The 23,076-nt window shown below is 61.1% G+C and carries 20 protein-coding genes and 1 tRNA gene; 10 read left to right on the top strand and 11 right to left on the bottom strand.

Annotated features, from left to right (window positions below):
* The coding region (locus tag L888_RS13610) for an ATP-binding protein (RefSeq protein ID WP_044249148.1) at window positions 1–206 on the top strand (206 nt) is incomplete at its 5' end.
* Window positions 207–1,116: 910 nt separating this feature from the next.
* Here the strand turns inward: L888_RS13610 and L888_RS0110230 are convergent.
* The 8 genes from L888_RS0110230 to L888_RS0110265 all read right to left on the bottom strand — a co-directional run bounded on the left by L888_RS0110230 (window position 1,117) and on the right by L888_RS0110265 (window position 10,092).
* Complete coding sequence (locus L888_RS0110230) at window positions 1,117–2,538, bottom strand: hypothetical protein (RefSeq protein ID WP_027952823.1); 1,422 nt, start codon at window positions 2,536–2,538, stop codon at window positions 1,117–1,119.
* A 33-nt stretch (window positions 2,539–2,571) separates the two neighbouring features.
* Window positions 2,572–5,301 carry a TonB-dependent receptor domain-containing protein gene (locus L888_RS0110235; protein ID WP_005847145.1) on the bottom strand — a complete coding sequence of 910 codons (2,730 nt, stop codon included), beginning with the start codon at window positions 5,299–5,301 and terminating at the stop codon, window positions 2,572–2,574.
* 302 nt (window positions 5,302–5,603) lie between these two features.
* Complete coding sequence (locus tag L888_RS0110240; RefSeq protein WP_027952824.1) at window positions 5,604–6,275, bottom strand: Crp/Fnr family transcriptional regulator; 672 nt, start codon at window positions 6,273–6,275, stop codon at window positions 5,604–5,606.
* Window positions 6,276–6,303: 28 nt separating this feature from the next.
* Entirely contained in the window at window positions 6,304–7,329 is a 1,026-nt protein-coding gene (locus tag L888_RS0110245) for an FAD:protein FMN transferase (protein ID WP_027952825.1), read from the bottom strand.
* Between the two features lie 84 nt (window positions 7,330–7,413).
* Window positions 7,414–8,136 carry a DUF6048 family protein gene (locus L888_RS0110250; RefSeq protein ID WP_027952826.1) on the bottom strand — a complete coding sequence of 241 codons (723 nt, stop codon included), beginning with the start codon at window positions 8,134–8,136 and terminating at the stop codon, window positions 7,414–7,416.
* A complete protein-coding gene (locus L888_RS0110255) occupies window positions 8,084–8,569 on the bottom strand; it encodes a DUF6452 family protein (protein WP_015310457.1) in 486 nt (161 codons plus the stop codon). Before L888_RS0110255 ends, L888_RS0110250 begins: the two co-directional genes overlap by 53 nt.
* 13 nt (window positions 8,570–8,582) lie before the next feature.
* A complete protein-coding gene (locus tag L888_RS0110260) occupies window positions 8,583–9,536 on the bottom strand; it encodes a glycosyltransferase family 2 protein (RefSeq protein WP_005847136.1) in 954 nt (317 codons plus the stop codon).
* Window positions 9,537–9,555: 19 nt separating this feature from the next.
* Window positions 9,556–10,092: a DUF4199 domain-containing protein gene (locus L888_RS0110265; protein WP_245594866.1), complete on the bottom strand. Its 537-nt coding sequence runs from the start codon at window positions 10,090–10,092 to the stop codon at window positions 9,556–9,558.
* A 247-nt stretch (window positions 10,093–10,339) separates the two neighbouring features.
* Here L888_RS0110265 and L888_RS0110270 point away from each other — a divergent pair.
* A tRNA-Thr gene (locus tag L888_RS0110270) sits at window positions 10,340–10,413 on the top strand.
* Between the two features lie 446 nt (window positions 10,414–10,859).
* Complete coding sequence (locus L888_RS0110275; RefSeq protein ID WP_027952828.1) at window positions 10,860–13,433, top strand: glycoside hydrolase family 88 protein; 2,574 nt, start codon at window positions 10,860–10,862, stop codon at window positions 13,431–13,433.
* Here the strand turns inward: L888_RS0110275 and L888_RS0110280 are convergent.
* Window positions 13,425–13,700: a type II toxin-antitoxin system YafQ family toxin gene (locus L888_RS0110280; RefSeq protein ID WP_005847131.1), complete on the bottom strand. Its 276-nt coding sequence runs from the start codon at window positions 13,698–13,700 to the stop codon at window positions 13,425–13,427. The two genes, L888_RS0110275 and L888_RS0110280, sit on opposite strands and share 9 nt — an antisense overlap.
* Window positions 13,701–13,702: 2 nt before the next feature.
* Complete coding sequence (locus L888_RS0110285) at window positions 13,703–13,933, bottom strand: hypothetical protein (protein ID WP_005847129.1); 231 nt, start codon at window positions 13,931–13,933, stop codon at window positions 13,703–13,705.
* A gap of 800 nt (window positions 13,934–14,733) precedes the next feature.
* Between L888_RS0110285 and trpD the strand changes: the two genes are divergently transcribed.
* The 7 genes from trpD (at window position 14,734) to L888_RS0110320 (ending at window position 22,140) form a co-directional block, all read left to right on the top strand.
* Window positions 14,734–15,738, top strand: coding sequence for an anthranilate phosphoribosyltransferase (gene trpD, locus L888_RS0110290; RefSeq protein ID WP_015310455.1), 1,005 nt, complete (start codon window positions 14,734–14,736; stop codon window positions 15,736–15,738).
* A 186-nt stretch (window positions 15,739–15,924) separates the two neighbouring features.
* Window positions 15,925–16,803: an indole-3-glycerol phosphate synthase TrpC gene (locus tag L888_RS0110295; protein ID WP_027952829.1), complete on the top strand. Its 879-nt coding sequence runs from the start codon at window positions 15,925–15,927 to the stop codon at window positions 16,801–16,803.
* A 20-nt stretch (window positions 16,804–16,823) separates the two neighbouring features.
* Window positions 16,824–17,594 (top strand): phosphoribosylanthranilate isomerase, encoded by a 771-nt coding sequence (locus L888_RS0110300; RefSeq protein ID WP_027952830.1) that lies wholly within the window; start codon window positions 16,824–16,826, stop codon window positions 17,592–17,594.
* A gap of 189 nt (window positions 17,595–17,783) precedes the next feature.
* The gene (gene trpA / locus L888_RS0110305; RefSeq protein ID WP_027952831.1) at window positions 17,784–18,560 is read left to right on the top strand and encodes a tryptophan synthase subunit alpha; all 777 of its coding nucleotides are present in this window, start codon (window positions 17,784–17,786) and stop codon (window positions 18,558–18,560) included.
* Window positions 18,561–18,568: 8 nt separating this feature from the next.
* Window positions 18,569–19,777: a tryptophan synthase subunit beta gene (gene trpB, locus L888_RS0110310; protein WP_027952832.1), complete on the top strand. Its 1,209-nt coding sequence runs from the start codon at window positions 18,569–18,571 to the stop codon at window positions 19,775–19,777.
* A gap of 28 nt (window positions 19,778–19,805) precedes the next feature.
* Entirely contained in the window at window positions 19,806–21,323 is a 1,518-nt protein-coding gene (locus L888_RS0110315) for an anthranilate synthase component I family protein (protein WP_044249152.1), read from the top strand.
* Between the two features lie 253 nt (window positions 21,324–21,576).
* Window positions 21,577–22,140: an anthranilate synthase component II gene (locus L888_RS0110320; protein ID WP_027952834.1), complete on the top strand. Its 564-nt coding sequence runs from the start codon at window positions 21,577–21,579 to the stop codon at window positions 22,138–22,140.
* Between the two features lie 543 nt (window positions 22,141–22,683).
* On the opposite strand, the gene L888_RS13615 is transcribed toward L888_RS0110320, so the two are convergent.
* A partial coding sequence (locus L888_RS13615) for a PD-(D/E)XK nuclease domain-containing protein (RefSeq protein WP_044249155.1) occupies window positions 22,684–23,076 on the bottom strand: 393 nt, incomplete at its 5' end.

Genomic DNA, 23,076 nt, shown 5'->3' on the forward strand with positions numbered 1-23,076 from the left:
TACTGCTCGAAATTATCGAAGACAGGCATGAACGGAAATCCATCATCATAACCTCACAGTACCCTGCGTCCAACTGGTATGACATGGTGGGGGACCCGACAATAGCAGATGCCATTCTTGACCGTATCATTCATACGGCGCATACCATAGAATTATATGGCGAAAGCATGCGTAAGTTAAGGGCTAAGAAAAGCCAGAGTATCTAAAAGGGTAAAATAAAATTGACCCCTGCACCAGAACTTTACAAGGGTCAATCATGTTGTGGCCAACAGGAGCAAATTCTACTTGGCCAAAGGGGTCAAAGTAGAGTGGCTTTTCCATCTATTTCCAATCACCAAAAAACTCAATGATGACGCAAATGAACGAAATTCTTATCAAAAACGCTTGTTATTCAAAGCAAATGATTATCTTTGCAAACAGAATAACAAGCGTTCTTTGTTGATGTAGAAATATGCGATAGAAAGCACTTCGCTCGTTTCCAAATCGTTACCTATTTAGTTTGTACCACAAGGTAACTTCTTCTTTCTCAATTAGATACATTTTAGATATCATCTTGCAGTGTATATCCTACAATTACAGCGCATATATCCCTACAATTGGATGGAGAAAAATGGGGAACGGTGGCGCAAAACCATTGGTTTTGCCCCACCGTTCTATTTAGTAGGTCTGCCGTCGGGCTGTCAGAATCTTCACCGCTTAGCCATCTGTTTTATATGTAGTTCTGTCTAAACAACCGCCGCGGAGCCATTTGTTCAATATGTTGTTCTGTCCAACCACCCATCGCGGAGCCATCTGCCAGGCATATTGTTTAGTTCAAACAGCCATCGCGCAGCATCTGTGTAATCTGTGAAATCTGTGAGAGCTTTCACTGCGCAGCCATATGTTCAATATGTTGTTCTGTCTAAACACCTATGCGCAACGCGGTCTCCCTCTCCTCTTTTCCCTCCCAGCCTCTGCGGTCTGTCGTGCGGAGCCTGTGGGGTTGTCCTCCTTGTCTCCGCGTCTCTGCGTGCAAAAACACATGTCTCTGCGTGCGGTAACGATGGTCTTGGCGTGCGAAGACGCGTGTCCCGGCGTGCGGGGCAGCGGGGGCGGCGTGAGGAGCGGGCCCTCCTACTACTCGAAAGGCACTACGCTGTCGGCCTGTCGGTTCTTGACGAGGACGCGGTTCATGTTGTAGGTGACGGTCACCGTGCGCGTCTCCTCGTCGATGGTGAAGTCGTCCATGCCCTGGTTGGTGGGGATGAACGCGGGGATGCGGGCCTCGGTGTAGTCCTCGCCGTGTGCGGCGTGGGCCGCCTCAACCTCGCACAGCGGCAGACGGATGCCCAGATCGGCCACCCGACGGCCCTCGCCGAAGAAGATTTCCTGCCGCAGCAGGTAGAGCAACTCCAGCGCGGCGTCGTGTGTGGCGAGGCCGTCGATCATGGACTGCGTCACCGACGTGCCCGAGATGTAGGGGATGTCGATGAGTGCCGGTGCCTGCCTGTCGACGATGAGGCCGCTGCGCAGCGAGTCGGAGGCCGAGGCGCGCACGCGGTAGTCGGCCCGTTTGGGGTAGACGCGGTACATGCCGTTGTCGCGTTTCTCCAGCTGATCGTTCACGCCCTTGGCCACGGGGCGGCTCCTGACGAGCTGCAGCAGCCGGCCGAGCGTGGCCTTGGCCCCCGTGAGGTCGGCCTCGGCGAGTTGTGCCTCGGCCAGGATGAGCCAGGCCTCCTCGGCCTTGGCCAGGGTGATGGGACGCTGCTCGGTGCTGGTGCGCTGGAAATACTTGGGGTCGAGGAAGTCGAGGCGCGGCAGCGGCTGGAACCATGTGCCCCATATCGCCTCCTGTGCGGCGTTGTTCACGTTGTTCTCGCCGTCGAAGGAGACCTGGCGAACAAAGTCACTGCTCTGGGCCAGCGCCTCGCGGGCCATGGCCACGGCACTGTCCTTTTGTCCCAGCATGCGCCATGCCCGTGCGGCCAGCGTGGCCACGAAGGCGCGCTGCGAGGCCGAGTCGGCCGAGGCGCGGGCTTGTGCCAGCGTGTGCAGAGCCGCCCGGAGGTGGTCGGCCCAGGGGCGTGCCTCGCCGCCCGACTGCAGGGGCAGGCCGGTGAAGGTCTCGCCGGCCAGCAGCTGTCCGTAGGCTTTAATGCTGTAGAGCTCGAACTGCTGGCTGCGCGTGGGGGCCTGGCGGGCGGCCACGGTGGTGAGTCCATAGTCGGCCATCTCGCGCAGGGTGGCCACGCTGCGCTGCATGGTGGCGATGTCGGTGTCGGTGTGGAGTAGGCGCGGGAAGTCGAACGCCTTGCTGCTGCGCGAGTGGTTGTTGAAGTAGTTGTCCGAGAGAATCTCGGCAAACTGGCACCACTTGCCGATGGCCGTGGCCGTCTTCATGCGTGTGCCGGCCACCCAAGCGTCCATGGCGTCGGCCGAGCGGAGGAAGGTGTCCTCGTCGACGTTGGGGTTGACGATGCTTTCCGGCTGCACCAGCTGGCAGGCGTTGAGCCCCAGCAGGACGGCGGAGAGGAGGGTATAGTGTAGGAATCTCATGATGTCGGGTGATAAGAATGAGGAATATGAGGATTAGAAATTGATGGCTGCCGACAGCACATACTGGCGGGGCGCGGAGAAAGTGGAGTAGTTGAAGCCCGCCGTGGCCACGGCTCCCTGCGAGTGTGCGCCCGAGAGGAGGGCCTCGGGGTCTACCGAGGCGGCGGTGAAGGCCAGCGGGTTGTAGAGGTGCAGCCCCAGGTCGACGCTGCGCACGGGGCCGTGGTGCAGGGTGATGGTGTAGTCCAGCGAGATGGTTCGTATCTTCAGGAAGTCGGCTTTCTCGACGAAGAAGTTGGTGAAGTCGAGCCATCCCTTGGCCCGGGTGGTGCCGGCCAGGGCGGCGTCGGGGATGGCCGGGTCGGCCACGCCGCGGGCAAAGCGGAACTGCCGGTCGAAGGAATGGACGTAGCTGCCCGTCTGGTAGTCGCCGGTGACGAGGAGGCTGAGCTTCTGCCACGAGAGATTGAGCGAGAAGTTGCCGTAGAGGGTGGGCAGCGTGGTGCCCAGGTCTTGCAGGTATTGGGTGGAGGCCACGGTGCCGTCGGCGTTGAGTGTGGTCTTCGAGCCGCGCAGTATGCCCACGGGCTTGCCCTGCTCGACCACGGTCTCGATGGTGCGTGCAGAGAAGCCACCGATGTTGAACGGCACGGCGCCGCCCGTGCTCAGCACGCAGTTGTCGTTGGTGTTGAGCGAGGCACGCAGCGCGCCTTTCCAGTGGCGGGTGCGCAGGAAGTTGACGCCGAGGTTGAGTTCCACGCCGCGGTTGCGTATCTCGCCCACGTTGGCCAGATAGCTCGAGGCCTGTCCCGACGAGGGAAGCGTGGGCAGCGAGAAGAGGGCGCCCTTGGTGAGGGAGTAGTACCAGGTGAAGCCCACCGAGAGCCTGTCGTTCAGCAGCGAGGCCACGAGCCCCAGCTCGTAGGCGTGCTTGCGCTCAGGGCCCAGGTCGGCATTGCCGTAATTGCCGAAGGCGGCCGCCTGGCGGCCCTGGAACGAGGCCACGGAAACGGTCTTCTGATAGGCAAAGGCGGGCGGGTAGGTGCCGGCCACGCCGTAGTTGGCAAAGACTTTGGCCGAGCGCACCCAGCCGTGACGGGTGAGGGGCTCCAGGAAAGGCTCGTCGGAGAGCACGTAGGAGAGACCCACTTTGGGGTAGGCCTGCCAGCCCACGTTGTCGCCGAAAGCCGTGTTGTAGTCCACGCGCAGACCCAGGTCGAGGTAGTAACGGTTGGCCAGGCCCAGGTTGTCCTGCAGGTAGAAGCCGTAGTTGTTGAGGTAGCTCAGCCACTCGTCGGCCATCTGCGTGGCGGCGCCGGTGAGCACTTGCGCGCCGTCGCGCACGCCCTTGCCCACGTAGAGCGACTGGTGGTCGCGGGTGTTGAAGTACTGGAATCCGCCGGTGAGGATGTTGCTCAGCGCGTTGCGGTAGAGCTTGTACTGGCCGTTGAGGTCGGCCGTGACGCCGAAATAGTTGCGGTCGTAGTTGGCAATGCTGCCTGCATCAGTGGTTCCAGCGGGCTTCACCTGCGTGTGGATGAGGTAGGCATTGGTCTCAATGTTCTTGTCGGTATTGTACCGATAGTCCACGCCGAAGAGGCCCTTGAGGGTGAGATTGCGCAGCGGCGTGAGCGTGAACTGCTGTGAAGTCTGGAAGCGTTTCACGCTCTCCTTGTTGTTTTGCAGGGCTTCGGCGCGGTCCACGAAAGCGCGCATCTGTGCCCACTGCTGGTCGTCGGCCGCGTCGATGTCGGCTCCGAACTTGCGTCGTCGGCCGTCGGCATCGGTGTAGGCGAAGTAGGCGGCCGTGCTGCCCTCGGCAAACCACAGGCCGGTGTAGTTGCCGTCGTTGCCGTTGCGCGAGCGGCGGAAGTCGGCGGCAGCCAGTCCGAAGGAGTTCTGATACTCCAGCAGACGGTTGATGCGCAGGTGCGAGCCGAAGCGCAGCTCGTATTTCTTCGACTCGTTGCCGTTGTGAATCACGATGCCCGTGCCGCGGCTCATGCTGGCGCCGAGGCTGTATCCGGCGCGGTCGGTGCCGCCCGAGAAGGCGAGGCGGTACTTCTGCGTGTAGCCGGTCTGGTTGAGCAGCTGCTTGGTGCGGCGGAAATGGTAGAACTGCGACGTGGCCTCGTCGATGCCAAGTTCCACTCCCGCGCTGCCCGCGAAGCGGCCCTTGCCGCCCTTGCGGGTGAAGATCTGGATGACGCCGTTGCCGGCATCCGAGCCGTAGAGCGTGGTGGCCGCGCCGCCCGGCACGTATTCGATGTGGTCAATGTTCTCCATCGGGATGTCGGCGATGGAGCCCGAGGCGGCGGCCTGGCCGTCTACGTTGCCGCCGAGCACGGTCTCAGCGAACTTGTTGGAGAGGGTGGTGCCGGTGTTGAGATTGTCCATTCGCACGCCGTCCACATAGATGACGGGGGTGGAATTGACCAGTGCCGACGACAGGCCGCGCGCCTTAATCATCGATGTGGTGCCGGGCTGGCCGCTGGTTATGGTGAACTGAACGTTGGGGAGCAGCGTCTGCAACTGCTGGTCGAGACGGCCGCCGGGCATGTGGGCCAGCTGTGAGGCCGAGACGGTGGTGACTTCCGACGACAGCCGCCGCTTCTGAATGGCGCTGCCTTGGCCCGTGACCACCACCTCGTTCAGGTTCACGGGATTCTTGTAGGCTACGGTGTCTTGGATTGTTTTAGCATCACTCCGGCCTTCGGCAAACAGGGCCGCGGGCATCAGGAGCGGGCATGCCGACAGGGCCATCACGGACGTTTGTCGGGCTTTTTTGCATAAATTTTTCATCCTGAGTATTGTCTAAAGCGGCTGCAAAGTTAGGTATATTGTGCGATTGGGCCAAGGAAAAGGGCAAAATTATTCCCTTTTCGGAATGGCGAAAACGGGGCGGACGATGCGTATTTGTACAATAATCAGGTAATTATATACGGTTTTTCGCTCTGCGTCCGGCCGTAAAAACAACAGCGCACGACGCTGCCAAAGACAACAAAAACAACAAAAAACAACGGGAAATGCTGGGTCGTGGCGTTGTTTTTTGTTTTATATCACCGCTATCCCATCAGGGCTTCCATGGACGGCACGACGATGCGGCTGCGCCCGAGCGTGAGCAGTCCGTCGGCCTGCAGGGCGTTGAGCACCTGCGACACGCGGAGGCGGGTGTCGTTGAGTTCGGCTGCCAGCCGGCGCATCTTGATGTGGAACACCTTGGGTCCGCCGGGATAGAGGCAGTGGTCGGCGAAGAACCGGCGCACGCGGTGGTCGAGATCGTGGGGCAGGCTGCGCCAAGGGGTGTGGCGTTGCTTCTGCAAGGCGGTGGAGAGGAGGTTGAGCAGGTTGAGGCGTAAGATGAGCGAGGAGGCCGTGAGACGCAGCGTTTCGTTCTTGTCGATGCTGATGAGGCTGCACGGCGTGAGGGCCGCGAAGGTGCTGGTGTGGCGTTGGGACAGGCCGAACACCAGTTCGGGCTGCAGCGTGAAAGGCGCGCGCAGCTGCTCGCTGACGGCGTAGCCGCGGTCGTCGGCCGTGGTGACGGCCTCCATCAGGCCGTCGACGAGCAGCAACAACCGGCCGCAACGGTCGCCTTCGGCCACGATGGGGCGGCCGGGCGCAGCCTTGATGAAGTCGAAGCGCGTCTGCGTGACGATGCGTTCGAGCTCGTCACGGCTCATGCCGGTGAAGAGCGGCTGGCTCGTGAGCTTGGTGTAGAGGCCGAGGTTTTCCATGCGCGGGGTGGGTGTGGCGGCGGCGGGCCTACTTCACAATCTTGTCTTTAAGCGTGGGCGAGAACCAAACCTGGTTGCGGCCCTGCGCGTCGGCATAGATGAAATAGGCCATGAGCTCGGGGTGGCGGGCCAGGATGCGGCGTGCACCGTCGAGTCCTGTCACCATGAACGCCGTGGCATAGGCGTCGGCCGTGGCGCAGTTGTCGGCAAGAACGGTGGCCGAAAGGATGTTGTGCTGCACGGGGCGGCCCGTCTTCGGGTCGATGGTGTGGGCGTATTTGCGGCCGTTCTTGTAGTAGAAGTTGCGGTAGTTGCCGCTGGTGGCCATGGCCTTGTCGGTGACGTTGAGCACGGTTTGCAGCTCCTGGTTCTGCTGCAGGGAGTCGTCCGTGGGCTTGGTGACGCCTATCTTCCACGGCACGCGCTTCTCGCTGATGCCGCGCGAGACGATCTCTCCGCCTATCTCTACCATGAAGTTGGCGACGCCCTGGCGGCGCAGGTAGGCGGCCACCACGTCGGAGCCATAGCCTTTGGCGATGGCCGAACAGTCGAGCATGATGCGCGGGTCGGCCTTGACGACGCGGCCTCCGCTCAGTCTCACCTTGCGGTAGCCCACGATGGCGCGCAGCGAATCGATGGCCTGGGGCGAGGGGGCACGCCCCTGCTTGAAGCCGAAGCCCCAGGCATTGACCATCGGGGCCACGGTGATGTCGAAGGCTCCGTCGGTTTCGCGCGACACCTCCTCGGCCAGCGTGAACACCCGAACGAACATATCGTTGAGGCGTGTGGGCTCGTTTCGGTTCACGTGGGAGATGATGGACTGCTTGTTGAAAGGGGAGAGCGCGCTGTCCACACGCTGCATTTCGGCCACGATGCCGGGGTGCAGGTCGCGGTCGCTCTGGTAGGTGACGTGGTAAACGGTGCCGAAAATGAAGCCCTCGTCGTGCTGATAGGGCATGCTGCGCTGGTGCGAGATGATGAGAATGGTGCCTACGATGAGCAGCAGGAGGAACGGAACCTGCCAGGCCAGCTGTTTCTTTTGCTTCTTTTCCATGAGTCGTGGGTGGTGGCTTTCACCTTATTATATATAGGTGCGCTGTTTGTTGCGGATGCGTGCGCCGCCTTGCGGCGCGGGCGTTCAGAACTCGAGCATCAGCTCGAACGTGCCGCTGATGCGGCTTCCGCCCTGCTTTCCGAATCCGGGCACATACCAGGTGTTGCCCAGCGAGCCGTCGTTGTGGACGAGCCGACGCTGGTAACGGGCCGTCCAGCCCAGGTGGACGGGGCCCCAGATACGGGCGTCGACACCCGCGAGCAGCTCCAACCAGTGGCAGTTGGCCTTGATGCCGGCGAAGCGGAAAGGGGAACGGCCGCCCCAGACGGGGTCGATGAGGTCGGGGTGGGACAGGTCGAACTTGAAGTAAGTAAGGGCATAACGCGCACCCGCATAGACGCGGTAGATGTCGTGTTTGTTCTTCATGATGTTGAAGTCCACGCCCATTTTGAGGTAGGGTGCCGAGGTTTTGTAGCCGGTCTGCGTCACGATGTCGTGGTGGTCGGCCGTGCCGAGGCCCAGCTCGACGGTGGGAAAGTACTTGTCCTTGAGGTTCACGCGCACGCCGGCTTCGAGCTGTCCGTAGTCGGACACGGCGCGCTGGATGAGCCCCACAAGGTCGGCCTTGACCTGAAAGCCGCGGTAGAGGGGGATGGAATCGTCCATCTGCTGCTGCCGCAACCGCTCCTGGGCCTCCTGACGGGAGCGCGAACCCTGCGCCCCGACCGCCATGACGGCCCCGAAGAACAGCAGGCTAATAGCGATGCTCCTTGAAAAAGACGTGCAGATGCTTGGGCGTAGGGTCATAGGTCACTTCTTGATGATGAATGACAACCGAGTCGAGGGCGTGGCGTGTGAACGTCACTCCGGTGAGCGTGTGGAAGTAATTGAGCCCGCAGTCCACCGACTCGAAGTGGGGATGGTTGGTTTTTCGGAGGCGGATGGTGTCCATCGTGGCGTTGGTGCGCAGGTAGAACACGTCCTCGTCCTGCACGTAGCTCATGGGCAACGAGAAGCTGTCGGTGCCCACTTGACGGTTGATAATCACCGAGTCGAAGCCGTTCTGGCGGGTGGTCGATATGGTGAGCGTGTCGGGCAGGGTGGTTACCCGGCCCATGAGTTTGTAGTTGGCGTAGACCGTATTGTTGAGCGGACAGTCCACACTGGAGCATGCTGCCGTGACGAGCACGGCCAGCAACATGCCTGCGGACAGCCAGCGCTGGTGATGGGAGTGTGCCATAGGAGGGATGTTTTCAGCCTATCTGGGCCTCGATCTGGTAGTCATTGCGGCTCGGATTCTGGCGACTCACGAGGTCGCCGATGAATCCGGCCAGGAAAAACTGGGAGCCAAGCAGCAGCGCCGTGAGGGCAATGTAGAACGAGGCGTGGTTGGAAAGCAGGTCGCCATAGGCTCCGTGGCACAGGTCGACGGCCTTCTCGATGCCCAGCCAGCACAGGGCCACGAAGCCGATGAAGAAGATAAAGCTGCCGATGAGCCCGAACACGTGCATGGGCTTCTTGCCGAAGTTGGTGAGAAACCAGAGCGTGAGCAGGTCCAGATAGCCGTTGAAGAAGCGGTTGATGCCGAACTTCGACGAGCCGTACTTGCGTGCTTGATGGTGCACCACCTTTTCGCCGATCTTGTCGAAGCCGGCATTCTTGGCCAGATAAGGGATGTAACGGTGCATCTCGCCGTAGACTTCGATGTTCTTCACCACGTCGCGGCGGTAGGCTTTGAGGCCGCAATTGAAGTCGTGCAGGTTGTGAATGCCCGAGATTTTGCGTGCCGTGGCGTTGAAGAGCTTGGTGGGAATGGTCTTGGTGAGGGGGTCGTAGCGTTTCTGTTTGTAGCCCGACACGAGGTCGTAGCCCTCGTCAACGATCATGCGGTAGAGGGCGGGGATCTCGTCGGGAGAGTCTTGCAGGTCGGCGTCCATGGTGACAACCACGTCGCCCTGGGCCTTGTTGAAGCCGCAATAGAGGGCCGGACTCTTGCCGTAGTTGCGTCGGAACTTGATGCCGTGCACGTTCCCGTCCTCGCGTGCGAGCCGCTCGATGACCTCCCAGGAGCGGTCGGTGGAGCCGTCGTTGACGAAGATAATTTCGTAGGTGTAGCCGTGGGCGGCCATCACGCGCCGTATCCAGGCGTGGAGTTCGGGCAGGGACTCGTCCTCATTGTAGAGAGGCACAACAACCGATATATCCATATAGACAGTGTATAGAGCATTAAGAATGTGGGGCGCGGCGGCAGACCAGGGCGATGGGGAAGCCGAGCACGGCACCTGAGAAGATGTTCTGCATCATGAAGATGAAGGCCAGTTCGATGGGCGACAGCTGGCCGACGAGCGTCATGGCCTGGCGCAACTCGCCCAGTTGCCGGGCCGTAGCCGCGCCGTTGGCCCGGTAGGCCTCCTCGAGCGCCTTGATGCTGGTCACGAGCATGCCCATCATTGCCCCGTGGTCGAAGTAGCGGAAGTAGACGTACTGCGCCACGGCGAAGAGCAGGGAAGCATAGAAAAAGGTGAACCACGAGAACGCCAGGCCGCGCCTGAAGGAGATGAAGCCGCCGAGGGCATGGTTGCGAAAGCGGACGAGCAGCCAGCCCACGAAGAACGGGGTGGCCAAGGCCAGCAGCCCTCCCAGCGACGAGGCGGGCGCCAGCACCATGAGCAGGAAGCTGCACAGCCACAGCAGGGCCAGGAAAACACCGTCCTGACGGGCAAAGGCCTTGACCTGCACCAGTGCGGATACATTCATTATCATGGCTGCAAAGGTACGCATTTTATGCGATAACGGCGTACACGCCCCGCCGGTTGTTTCCCAATTAATGTTAAATCGAGGCGGATTTTGCGGGCCGTCTGCCCGTTTTCGGGTGGAAAGCCTTACCTTTGCAGTCGCTAATGCAAACACGGGCAAGTCTCTTACGGCCAGCTCCCTCGGAATCCCCCAGGGCGGGAACGCAGCAAGGGTACTTGGTTGTAGCGGCGCGATAAGAACCGCTTGCCCACCCGCCTCTTTAGCTCAGTTGGCCAGAGCACGTGATTTGTAATCTCGGGGTCGTTGGTTCGAATCCGACAAGAGGCTCACCCATTCTCCGCCTTTTTCTTTTTGCCGGTAGGCGCGCCACGCCCTTGCAAGGGTGTCGGGAGGCGTTCGGGCCGGGGTCTGGAAAGGCCCAAACAAAAGAGGTTGGTGCAGGAAGCTACCAACCTCACGAGATGATTTCGCTGGAAAAAACTCGCGAAACCTCTGAAAAACAGTAGCAAATATAGGCTTTCTTTTCCATACTTGCAAATAATTTTAAGGTAAAATGGCTTTTTTAACACTCTTCGGCGTGCTTTGTGGAAATACTTTCTTAACTTTGTCGGGAGATTAATGGTCGGAAGACGAAGCGTTTTCGTCAGGACGACCGTGGTTCATATTGTTTAGTAGTAATGCTGGCAGGTTGAGTCTGTGAAGACTGTAGGCCTGTCTTTTTATGCTGACTACGACCTGCAACAAGCTAAAACAAACCCATTTTTACATATCTTATGAAGAGACAGATCACGTTATGGCTGGCGGCTCTCCTGCTTCCTTTGCTGGCGCTGGCGCAGTCGTGGGACGAGGCCCAGTACCGGCAGATTGAACAAAGCATCCGCAAACCCGTGTTCGCCGGGCGCGAATACCGCATCACCGACTTCGGCGCCTCCGTGCGGGCCACGGCTGCCCGCAACCAGAAAGCCATCAACCGTGCCATCGCCACCTGCTCCCGGCAGGGCGGCGGCCGCGTCGTCGTGCCCCGTGGCGAGTGGCTCACGGGCGCCATCCGCCTGCAAAGCCGCGTGAACCTCGTGGTGGAGGAGGGTGCCACGCTCAAGTTTGCCTTCGACCCCGCCCTCTACCCGCTGGTCAAGACCTCGTGGGAGGGGCTGGAGTGCTGGAACTATTCGCCCTGCATCTACGCCTACCAGGCCACCGACGTGGGCCTGACGGGCCGCGGAACGGTGGATGGCAACGGCAGCCGCGACACCTGGTGGCCCATGTGCGGCGCGGCAAAATACGGATTTGTGGCCGGCCAGACCAAGGAGGCGCAGAGCCTGGGCGCACGCGCGCAGCTGCTGAAGATGGCCGAAGACGGCGTGCCGGCCGACGAGCGACGCTTCGGCATGGGCCGCGGACTGCGCCCGCAGCTCGTCAACTTCAACGCCTGCGACGGCATTCTGGTGGAGGGACTGACGCTCGCCAACTCGCCTTTCTGGGTGATTCACCCCCTGCTCTCGACCAACATCACCGTGGACGGCGTCACCGTGACCAACGACGGGCCCAACGGCGACGGCTGCGACCCCGAGGCTTGCAGCAATGTACTGATACAAAACTGCACGTTCGACACCGGCGACGACTGCATCGCCATCAAGAGCGGACGCAACAACGACGGCCGCTTGTGGAACCGACCGTCGGAGAATATCATCATACGCCACTGCAAAATGAAGGACGGACACGGCGGCGTGGTCATAGGCTCGGAGATCTCAGGCGGCTGCCGCAACGTGTTTGCAGAGGACTGCCACATGGACTCGCCCCACTTGGACCGCGTGCTGCGCATCAAGACCAACAACTGCCGGGGCGGCGTCATCGAGAACATCAACATGCGCAACGTCACCGTGGGGCAGTGCAACGAGGCCGTGCTGCGCATCAACCTCGACTACGAGCCGCGCGAACAGTGCTACCGCGGCTTCGAGCCCACCGTGCGACGGGTCTACATGGAGAACGTGACGAGCCGCGAGAGCAAGTACGGCGTGCAGATTATCGGGCTGAACAACATCGAGAACGTGAGCGACGTGACGGTGAAGAACTGCCGCTTCGACGGCGTGTCACGGCAGCCCGTGAGCATCACCGGCAAGACGCGCAACATCCGTTTCGACCAGCTTTTCATCAACGGCTCGCTCGTGCTGGCCGAGGCCGACCGCCCCTACAAGCGTTACTCGGAGTGGATGGTGGCCTCCGAAATGCAGCGCGTGCCCCAGAGCTGGCTGCTCGACTTCTCGAAGAAACCCAAGTGGAGCTACGTCATGGGCATCGAGATGGAGAGCATGCTCGACACCTACCTGGCCTACAACGACGGCCGCATACTCGACTATCTGCGGGCTTATCCCGCCAAGATGATCGACCAAAAAGGCAACATCACGGGCTATGACCTCAAGGACTACAACCTCGACAACGTGCGCACGGCCCGATTCATCTACCGCATGAACGAGCTGGAGCCGCAGCCCAACCTCGGCCGGGCCCTGCGCACGCTCTTCAAGCAGCTGGAGCAGCAGCCGCGAACGCGCGAGGGCGTGTGGTGGCACAAGGCCATCTATGCCAACCAGGTGTGGCTGGACGGCATCTTCATGGGGCTGCCTTACTACACGCTGGCTGCCCCCGCGCTCAAGGGCGAGCGGAAAGCCCGCGCGAAATACTGGCCCGACGCCGTGGACCAGATTGTGAAGACCGACCGCCGCACCTACGACGACGCCACGGCATTGTGGAAGCATGCCTGGGACGAGACCCACTCCGCCTTCTGGGCCGACCCCGCCACGGGCCGCAGCCGCCACACCTGGGGCCGCGCCCTGGGCTGGTACACCATGGCCATGCTCGAGGTGCTCGACGCGCTGCCCGCCGACTATGACCGCCGCGGCGAGGTGGAGAGCCTCTTCCGCAAGGCCATGGCGCAGGTGGTGAAACACCAGGACGCCGCGACGGGCGTGTGGCGCGACGTGCTCGATGTCGACGACGAGCGCAACTATCTCGAGGCCACTTGCTCGTCGATGTTTGCCTACTGCCTGCTCAAGGGCGCGCGCCTGGGCTATCTGGACGCCGGCTTCAAGGAGGCCGGCATCCGTGCCTACAACGGCATTCTCAAGGAGTTCGTGCGCGTCAATGCCGACAAGACAATCTCGCTCACCCGCTGCTGCTCGGTGAGCGGCCTGGGCCCGGCCCCCGGTCCCTACGTCAAGACGCCCAACTACAAGCGCGACGGCTCCTTCGACTACTACATGAGCGAGCCCATCCGCGACAACGACGCCAAGGGCATCGGCCCCTTCGTGTGGGCCAGTCTGGAGATGGAACGGATGGCGGGGTCAGAATAAGTCGGAGTGGCTGCCTGTTTGCAGAAACAGCAGGGAGAGTTCCTTGTCGTTCTGTTCCCATATCATCAGCCAGTCGGGAGTGAGGTGACACTCCCACTGGTTGGCGTGGTTGCCACTCAACGGATGGGGTTTGTAGCTTGCCGGAAGACTGCCTTCGCTGGAAAGAATGTCGATGGCAGCTTGCAGTTTCTCCATCTTGAGACCCCGTTTGAAGCATCGCTTCACGTCTTTTTTGAAGCGATTGGTATAAGAAATGCGGTAGGGCATGGTCAGCCTAAAATCTGTTTGAGCATGTCTTCGGCGTTGTCGGCATGATACACGCGTCCCTCCCGCTTGTCTTCCATGGCCTCCCGGTAGCCGGCCGTTTGGGTAATGTCGGGGCGGGAGGGGGAGGAAGTGTGGATGGTCTTGACAATAGACACACCATCCAAAGAGGACAACACCCTCTTGAGACTTGCCAGTATCCCTTTGTTCTCTATGTTGATGACGAGCTGTGGCATAGTGATTTCTTTGCTGGCAAAGATAGTTGGAATCTTTTAATCTTGCAAATCAACGAACGACTTTTTCGGGCATGCGTCTTATTTTATGGTTCACCGTGCCGCGCCGGGCGGCTTTGCATCGGCGTCTCGTTCTACAAAACCCCGCGTGCCGTTCTACAAATCCCCTGCATGTTTTCCCCTCAACGCCACCTATCATATCCTATGACGGCATATCCCCTCCTATAAAACCCCGCGTGCCCTCCCACGAAACCATTCGTGTTAAAACTATGGCTGATGGGCAAAAAAAAGGGCAAAAAGTTTGCAGAATCAAATATTAAACGTATCTTTGCAGCCAAATTCACAAAACAACAACAGCAAATGAGCAATCATGTATCTGCATATTGGTGGTGGCGCAACTCAAGATTGAAGAAGTCGTGAGTCGCCCAGCCGTGTAGTTACTTGGTGCAAACAAGATACAAGGAGGCCTGCCGTTCTTACGACAGGCCTCTTTTTCGTTTGCCCGCACAACCGGGCGGCTTCCCGGCCCGGCGGCCGCCGCACCACGGCAACGCCACAGCAGCCCGCCGGCAACACCGCAACAGCCCGGCGGCAACGCCGCAAACGCAACGCGACGGCGGCGCAATCGCCCGGCGAAAAGGCCGCAAACGCGCGGCGGCAACGCGGCAATCGCGCAGCGAAAAACGCCGGACGGCCCCACGGCATCTCCCCAGGGCCGCTTCGGCAAAGCCACGGCCCCGTTTCGGCAAAAACCCGGAGCCGCCCCGCCAAACCACAGGAACATGACAAAAATGATGCAAACCATGGACATGACAGCCCTTTTCAACCGGCTCCTCAGCCACGAGGAGCTGCAGCGCGAGGAGGCCAAGGCCCTGCTCGTAGCCATCACACGCGGCGAATTTACCGACCCTGAGCTCACCGCCCTGCTCACCGCCATCCAGATGCGGGGCATCACCGTGGACGAGTTGCTGGGCTTTCGCGACGGCATTCTGGAGACGGGCGTGGCCGTGCCGCTCGACTGCGACCGCTACATTGACGTGGTGGGCACGGGCGGCGACCGCAAGAACACGTTCAATATCTCGACCACGGCGTGCTTCGTCATTGCCGGGGCGGGCTACCGCGTGGCCAAGCACGGCAACTTTTCGGCCACCAGCGTGAGCGGGGCGTCGAACGTCATCAGGAACCATGGCGTGTCGTTCACCGACGATGTGGCCCGTCTGAACCGCTCCATCAACGAGTGCGGCATCGTCTACCTGCACGCGCAGCTCTTCGCCCGGGCTATGAAATTTGTGGGCGCCATCCGCAAGGCCCTGCCCTTCCCCACGTTCTTCAACCTGCTGGGGCCCATCATCAACCCCTCGAAGCCCCAGTGCCAGCTGCTCGGCGTGGCCAATCTGGACCAGATGCGGCTGTACCATCAGGTGTATCAGAGGCTTGGTATCGACTACGGCATCGTGAACAGCATGGAGGGCTACGACGAGATTTCGCTCACGGGCGACTTCAAGGTGACGACCAACAGCTACGAGCGCATCTTCAGTCCCGCCGACCTCGGCTTTGCACCGGCCCGTCCCGAGGAGCTGGCGGGCGGGGCCACGGAGGAGGAGGCCGCCCGCATCTTCGACGCGGTGCTGCAGGGAACGGCCCTGCCGGCACAGAAAAACATCGTGCTGGCCAACGCCGCCTTTGGCATCCAGGTGCTCGAACGCGGGCGGAAGACCGTGGCGGAGTGCGTGGAGCTGGCCCGCGAGAGCCTCGACAGCGGCCGCGCCCTGCGCACGTTCAGGAAGTTTGTCGAGCTGAACCATTGAACATGGAAGCTGGAACATTGGGCTTTGTGATGGTGCGGGCAAGCCGCAGGCAGGGCCATCCAAGGTTCAAACCATCAGGCTCACCCCCAAAAGTTCAAAGTTCAAGGCAAGAAAGTTTTAATGTTCCAAGCTCAAAGTTCAATGTTTCAAGCCTCAAGGCTTCGTGTTCCAAGTAAGGAAAGTTCTATGTTCAACGTTCAAAGACCCAAGAAAGTGGATATATTGGAAGAGATAGTAGCCCACAAGCGCATGGAGATGGAGCAGCGCATGCAGTTTGTTCCGCCGCGCAGGCTCCACGCCCTGGTGGAGGAACAGATGGCCCGCGAGGCGTCGGCGCCGCCCTCCATGCGGTGCGCGCTGATGGATTCGCCCACGGGCATCATCGCCGAGTTCAAGCGCAAGTCGCCCGCCAAGGGCTGGATCAACCGCGAGGCGCGGGCCGGTGCCGTCCCCCTGGCCTATCAGGCCAACGGCGCCGCGGCCCTGAGCATCCTCACGGATACCGACTATTTCGGCGGTTACGACGAGTTCGTGCAGGAGGCCCGGCAGTCGGGCGTCACCATTCCGGTGCTCTACAAGAACTTTATCGTCTGCGAATACCAGCTGTTCCAGGCCCGCTTCTGCGGGGCGTCGGCCGTGCTGCTCATTGCCGCCTGCCTGGACTTGGACACGTGCCGCACGCTCATGCGCACGGCCCGCGGGCTCGGACTGGAGGTGTTGCTGGAGATGCACGGCGAGCGCGACCTCGACCACGCCGCGCTGGAACCCGACATGTATGGCGTGAACAACCGCAACCTGGGCACCTTTGTCACCGACGTGGACAACAGTTTCAGGCTCTCCGGGCGGTTGCCGCAGGGCGTGTGCGCGGTGAGCGAGAGCGGCATCGCGCGGCCCGAGACGGTGGTGGGGCTGCGCCGGGCCGGTTTCCGCGGCTTCCTCATGGGCGAGCACTTCATGCGTCAGTCCGACCCCGGCCGCGCCTTGGCCGACTTCACGGCCGCCCTTAACTCCATCACTCCCTCACTTAACTCCATAACTCCATCCCCTAACTCCTTAACTCCATAACTTCTTAACTCCTTTAAGATATGATAATCAAGGTATGTGGCATGCGCGATGCCGAGAATATTCGCGAAGTGGCTGCGCTTGGCGTAGACATGATGGGCTTTGTTTTCTGGCCCGAGAGCCCGCGCTTTGTGCGCATGGTTTCGTCTCAGGCCGGCATCATTCCCGACTACAGCGAGGAGCGGTTCCGTCAGGCACACGCCGCCTCCGCCGCGTCCGGGCCGGAAAGTCCCGGGCCGGAAGTTCAAGATTCAAACCTCAAGCCTCAAGGTTCCAAGTTCAAAGTTCAAAGTTCAAAGGCTCCGGCCCGCGTCGGCGTGTTCGTGGACGAAATGCCGCAAACCATCGTGACGCGCGTCTACAACTACAAGCTCGACTACGTGCAGCTCCACGGCGAAGAGAGCCGCGTCATGATAGAGAACCTGCGGTCAACGCTCGTCCCCGACATAGCCCCCGGCATCAAAATCATCAAGGCTCTGGGCGTCGGCTCGCGCGAAGACGTGGCCCGCGCCCGCGCCTACGAGGGTGCCGTAGACCTGTTTCTCTTCGACACCCACGGCCCCACGCAGGGCGGCAGCGGCCGGCAGTTCGACTGGAGTGTGCTCGATGCCTACGACGGCAACACGCCCTTTCTGCTCAGTGGAGGCATCGGGCCCGACGATGCGGCGCGCATTCGGGCCTTCCGCCACCCGCAGTTTGCCGGCGTAGACCTGAACAGCCGCTTCGAGACAGAGCCCGGACTGAAGGACGTGGAACGGCTGCGCGCATTCATTTGGGCAATTCAAAATTCATAATTCACAATTCAAAATGAGAGCAGTTGAGCAATTATGAATTCATAATTCACAATTCAAAATCTGCGGTTGGCCCAGTCGTGGGGCAAGGTTCTTCGCTTCCTGGCCCGCCGATGGAGCACCGCTTGGGGTGATGTCTTAACTCCATCACTCCATCACTCCATCACTCCTGTAAAACCATTACCCTAAGAGATGAACAGCATCAACCGACTTTTCGCGGAGCGCGGCGACCGCAAGCTGCTCTCGATTTACTTCTGCGCCGGCTGTCCCAGGCTGGACATGACGGCCGATGTCGTCCTCACGCTGCAGCGGCGGGGCATCGACATGATCGAGGTGGGCATCCCATTCAGCGACCCGCTGGCCGACGGGCCCGTCATTCAAAGCGCCGGAGCGGTGGCGTTGAAGAACGGCATGACGCTCCAACTGCTCTTCGACCAGCTGCGGGCCATCAGGCACGAGGTCGCCGTCCCCCTGGTGCTGATGGGCTATCTCAACGTCGTCATGCACCATGGACTGGAGCGTTTCTTCCAAAACTGCGTGGAGAGCGGCGTCAGCGGCTGCATCATCCCCGACCTTCCGTTCAAGGATTATCTGGAAACGGTGAAGCCCTTGGCCGACCGCTACGACGTGCGCGTGGTCATGATGATTACTCCAGAGACCTCGGCGGAGCGCATCCGCTTCATCGACGAGCACACCGACGGCTTCATTTACATGGTTTCTTCGGCCGGCATCACCGGCGCGCAGCAGAGCTTCGACGAGGCGCGGATGGCCTATTTCGGGCGCATCGCCGCCATGAACCTGCGCCATCCGCGCATGATTGGCTTCGGCGTCAGCAACCGGCAGACGCTGGAAAGCGCGCAGGCCCACGCCGCAGGGGCCATCATTGGCAGCAAGTTCGTCACGCTGCTGCGCCAGACGGGCGATGCCGAAGAGGCCGTCGGCCGGCTGTACGACGCGCTCAAACAATAAGAATCGCTATGGAACAAGAACTCAATCCCAGCCCCGAGGGCTTCTACGGACCCTTTGGAGGGGCCTATGTGCCCGAGATATTGTACAAGTGCGTGCACGATTTGCAGGAGGCTTACCTGCCCATCCTCGAGAGCGAGGACTTCAAACGGGAGTACCGCCAGCTGCTGCACGACTACGTGGGACGGCCTTCACCGCTCTACGAGGCCCGTCGGCTGAGCCGCCGCTACGGCTGCCGCATCTTTCTGAAACGCGAAGACCTGAACCACACGGGCGCGCACAAGATCAACAATACCGTGGGACAGATACTGCTGGCACGGCAGATGGGCAAGACGCGCATCATTGCAGAGACCGGCGCCGGACAGCACGGCGTGGCCACGGCAACGGTCTGCGCCCTGATGGGCATGCCCTGCGAGGTCTTCATGGGCAAGACCGACGTGGAGCGGCAACACACCAATGTGGAGCGCATGCGCATGCTCGGGGCCACGGTGCACCCCGTCACCACGGGCAACATGACGCTGAGCGACGCCTGTTCGGAGGCCATACGCGACTGGTGCTGCCACCCCGCCGACACGTTTTACATCGTGGGTTCCACCATGGGCCCGCACCCTTACCCCGACATTGTGGCCCGGATGCAGAGCGTCATCTCCGAGGAAATCAGGTGGCAGTTGCGGGAAAAGACGGGCCGCGACCACCCCGACTGGCTCGTGGCATGCGTGGGCGGGGGCTCCAACGCCGCCGGCACGATCTACCACTACGTGGACGACGAGCGGGTAAGGATAGTTCTCGCCGAGGCCGCCGGCCGCGGCACCGACACCGGCCACACGGCCGCCACCATCCATTGCGGCAGCGAGGGCATCATCCACGGGGCACGCACGCTGGTGATGCAGACCGCCGACGGACAGATAGAAGAGGCTTTCACCATCTCGGCCGGCCTCGACTATCCGGGCATCGGGCCCATGCACGCCCATCTGGCCCGGCAGGGACGCGAGCAGGTTCTGGCCGTGACCGACGCTGAAGCCGTGCGCGCGGGCTACGAACTGACGCGTCTTGAGGGCATCATCCCGGCCATCGAGAGCGCGCATGCCGTGGCCGCGCTCGGCAAACTGACGTTCCGACACGACGACATCGTGGTGCTCACCGTCTCGGGCCGCGGCGACAAAGATGTGGAAACTTACCTCGCCTACAAGGACATGGCCGGGGCATACGGGGAGTTTTAATCCAAGGAGTTAAAGGAGTTAAGGAGTTATGGAGTTAAGACAAATGACCAACGACACCACACCACAGGGCTTCAGCTACCACGCCGTGGCCCGCAAGATACTGGCAGACCTCTATACACCCGTGGGTGTGTACATGCGTTTGCGCGACCTCTACCCGCAGTCGGCCCTCATGGAGAGCTCCGACTATCACGCCACCGACAACGCGCGGTCGTTCATCGGCTGCCATCCCATGGCCTCCATCGCCGTGAGCCATGGCCGCGTGACCTGTTCCTGGCCCGACGGCACCATGCTCGACGAGCCTCTGCCGCAGCCCGCTCCCGGCCGGGGCGAGGCTTGCAAGCAGGCCGTGGCCGAGGCTTTCGGCAGGTTCATGGGCCGCTTCAGGGTGACGGGCGAGCGCGCGGACTGCTGCGGACTCTACGGCTTTACCTCGTTCAACGCCGTGCGCTATTTCGAGAACATCGAGGTGAAAGACACCACCATGGCCGAGAACGACGCGCCCGACATCTGCTACATCATGTACCGCGACCTCCTCGTGTTCGACCATTTCAACAACACGCTCACCCTCGTCACCCTCGTTCCGGCCGGCGGCGACACGGCCGACGGCATCCGGACTGCCGGGCCCGACGACGCGGCAGAGGCGCAGGGCAACGCACAACTCGACGCGCTGGAGAAGGCCATCAACCGCGCCAACGTGAAGCCCTACGGCTTCAGGCCCGTGGGCGAGGCCACTTCCACGCTCACCGACGAGGAGCATAAGGCCAACGTCCGCCGCTGCGTGAGGCACTGTCTGCGCGGCGACGTGTTCCAGATCGTGGTGTCGCGGCGGTTCGTACAACGCTTCGAGGGCGACGACTTCAAGCTCTACCGCGCCCTGCGCTCCGTCAATCCCTCGCCCTATCTGTTCTATTTCGACTTCGGAGGCTTCCGTATCTTCGGCAGCAGTCCCGAGACACACTGCCGCATCGAGGCCGGGCGCGCCTGCATAGACCCCATTGCCGGTACCACGCGCCGCACGGGCAACCCCGAGGCCGACCGCCGCAACGCCGAGTTCCTGCGCAGCGACCCCAAGGAGAATGCCGAGCACGTGATGCTCGTCGACCTGGCGCGCAACGACCTGAGCCGCAGTTGCCGCGACGTGAAGGTGGACTTCTACAAGGACATGCAGTTCTACAGCCACGTCATTCATCTGGTCAGCCGCGTCAGCGGCACGCTGCGGCCCGGCGCCGATCCCATCAGGGCATTCTTCGATACGTTCCCTGCCGGCACGCTCTCGGGCGCGCCGAAGGTGCGCGCCATGCAGCTCATCACCGAGATGGAACCCCACAACCGCGGGGCCTACGGCGGCTGCATCGGTTTCATCGGGCTCAACGGCGACCTCAATCAGGCCATCGTCATCCGCACGTTCATCGCCCGCAACGGCGAGCTGTGGTTCCAGGCGGGCAGCGGTGTGGTGGCCCGAAGTGATGCCCAATACGAGCTGGAGGAGTGCAACAACAAGCTCGGCGCCCTCGTCAAAGCCATCAGAATCGCGGAAAAAGTTTAGCAATTCAAAATTCAGAATTCAAAATTCAAAATTAAAGGGAGGGGAAGAGTGCGGACGAGGAGCGGCCGGAACGGTGGGCAAGACGAGCCGATGCTTTGGGCAAGACAAGCCAGAATATTGAGTAAGACGAGCCTAAGCATAGAATAAGACGAGCCGGAATATACAGTAAGACGAGCCGGAACTTTGAGCAAGACCGTTGTCTTTAACTCCCTCTAACTCCTTAACTCCTTTAACTCCTCAAGAAAATACTCTCATGAAAACCGTTATCATAGACAATTACGACAGCTTCACGTACAACCTGGCCCAGCTGGTGGAATCGCTTGGGGCCGACGTGGAGGTGTACCGCAACGACCAGTTCACGCTCGGTCAGCTGGAACCCTTCGACCGTATCGTCCTCAGCCCCGGCCCGGGCATCCCCTCGGAGGCCGGCCTCCTGCTCGATGTGGTTAGGACTTATGCCGGCCGCAAGCCCATCCTGGGCGTTTGCCTGGGCCATCAGGCCATCGGCGAGGCGTTCGGTGCACGCCTCAAGAACCTGGCCGAAGTGTATCACGGCGTGGCCACGGAGGGCACGCAGCTGGGCAACGACCCCCTCTTCGAGGGGCTGTCCCGGCGCATCGTGATGGGACGCTACCACAGTTGGGTGGTCGACCGCACCGCCTTTCCCGCGTGTCTGGAGGTCACGGCCGTGTCCGACGAGGGCCACATCATGGCCCTGCGCCACCGAAACTACAACATTCGCGGCATCCAGTTCCACCCCGAGAGCGTGCTCACGCCCGACGGCCGCCGGATGGTGGACAACTGGCTGCGCCTGTAAGGCCGGCCTCTGTGCCGGCCCGCATGCCCCGCAAGGGCATTCAAACGCGTGGTGTCGTCTTGCCAAACCACTGCGCCCTCCCGCCAATCGTTTGTACCAAACGTGCGGGCCGGCACGGAGGCCGGCCCCTACGGAGGATGGTTTGAGCCGAAATGATAGGATTTATAGGATGTTATAAGAGATGATAGGCTGTTATGGGAGGGATGATGGGCTGTTATAGGAGGAAATGATGGGCTGTTATGGGAGGGATGATGGGCTGTTATGAGAGGGATGATGGGCGGGATTTGTAGGCGGGATATGCCGTGTTTATAGGATGTTTAGCCGCATGCACCGTGGGGTTCTGCCGTTTTTGCAGAACCTTGATGGTGTAATCGCGCGGTGATTACACCGTTATCGTCAGGCGATTGCGGGTTTCTCGTGTGGCGATTACGGGTTTGTCGTCAGGCGATTGCGGGGTTTTCATCAGGGAGTTGCGGGCTTGCCTTTAGGGGGTGACGGCTTTCCGGCCGGCCCGGCATGCCGTTGGTGCCGGGCTGCGGGGGGCTATACGGCCTGGCATGCCCAGTCGCCCACGGTACCGGTCTGGCTGCTGAAGGTGCAGCCGATGCAGTAGACGGGCCGGGGGTCTTGGGCGTACTCGCGGGCATAGCCCTTTTCCTCGATCTGGCGGATGGCCTCGGCGGCGGGCCGGTCGAGCTTGTACTCGAAGATGTAGACGAAGCGCGGGGTCTCGATGACGAAGTCGGCACGGCCCTGGCTGGTGTGCTTCTCGTGGTAAACGGTGTAGACGCTCATCATGCGCATGAGCAGGTAGACGGTGTATTGGAAGTAGCGCTCCTGCTCTCGCTCGTTCTCATGGCGGCGTGCGGAGTAGGGAATGCTGGAGAGGAACGCGGCGAGCAGGTCGCGGTAGCCGTCGGTGTCGCCCTGCTTGAG

Source organism: Hallella seregens ATCC 51272, from assembly GCF_000518545.1.
In the GTDB taxonomy this organism is placed as follows: domain Bacteria; phylum Bacteroidota; class Bacteroidia; order Bacteroidales; family Bacteroidaceae; genus Prevotella; species Prevotella seregens.

Coding starts and splice junctions, on each gene's coding strand:
- L888_RS0110230 (WP_027952823.1), bottom strand. CDS start 2,538: ATGAGATTCCTACACTATACCCTCCTCTCCGCCGTCCTGCTGGGGCTC.
- L888_RS0110235 (WP_005847145.1), bottom strand. CDS start 5,301: ATGGCCCTGTCGGCATGCCCGCTCCTGATGCCCGCGGCCCTGTTTGCC.
- L888_RS0110240 (WP_027952824.1), bottom strand. CDS start 6,275: ATGGAAAACCTCGGCCTCTACACCAAGCTCACGAGCCAGCCGCTCTTC.
- L888_RS0110245 (WP_027952825.1), bottom strand. CDS start 7,329: ATGGAAAAGAAGCAAAAGAAACAGCTGGCCTGGCAGGTTCCGTTCCTC.
- L888_RS0110250 (WP_027952826.1), bottom strand. CDS start 8,136: ATGACCCTACGCCCAAGCATCTGCACGTCTTTTTCAAGGAGCATCGCT.
- L888_RS0110255 (WP_015310457.1), bottom strand. CDS start 8,569: ATGGCACACTCCCATCACCAGCGCTGGCTGTCCGCAGGCATGTTGCTG.
- L888_RS0110260 (WP_005847136.1), bottom strand. CDS start 9,536: ATGGATATATCGGTTGTTGTGCCTCTCTACAATGAGGACGAGTCCCTG.
- L888_RS0110265 (WP_245594866.1), bottom strand. CDS start 10,092: ATGATAATGAATGTATCCGCACTGGTGCAGGTCAAGGCCTTTGCCCGT.
- L888_RS0110275 (WP_027952828.1), top strand. CDS start 10,860: ATGAAGAGACAGATCACGTTATGGCTGGCGGCTCTCCTGCTTCCTTTG.
- L888_RS0110280 (WP_005847131.1), bottom strand. CDS start 13,700: ATGCCCTACCGCATTTCTTATACCAATCGCTTCAAAAAAGACGTGAAG.
- L888_RS0110285 (WP_005847129.1), bottom strand. CDS start 13,933: ATGCCACAGCTCGTCATCAACATAGAGAACAAAGGGATACTGGCAAGT.
- trpD (WP_015310455.1), top strand. CDS start 14,734: ATGGACATGACAGCCCTTTTCAACCGGCTCCTCAGCCACGAGGAGCTG.
- L888_RS0110295 (WP_027952829.1), top strand. CDS start 15,925: ATGTTCAACGTTCAAAGACCCAAGAAAGTGGATATATTGGAAGAGATA.
- L888_RS0110300 (WP_027952830.1), top strand. CDS start 16,824: ATGATAATCAAGGTATGTGGCATGCGCGATGCCGAGAATATTCGCGAA.
- trpA (WP_027952831.1), top strand. CDS start 17,784: ATGAACAGCATCAACCGACTTTTCGCGGAGCGCGGCGACCGCAAGCTG.
- trpB (WP_027952832.1), top strand. CDS start 18,569: ATGGAACAAGAACTCAATCCCAGCCCCGAGGGCTTCTACGGACCCTTT.
- L888_RS0110315 (WP_044249152.1), top strand. CDS start 19,806: ATGGAGTTAAGACAAATGACCAACGACACCACACCACAGGGCTTCAGC.
- L888_RS0110320 (WP_027952834.1), top strand. CDS start 21,577: ATGAAAACCGTTATCATAGACAATTACGACAGCTTCACGTACAACCTG.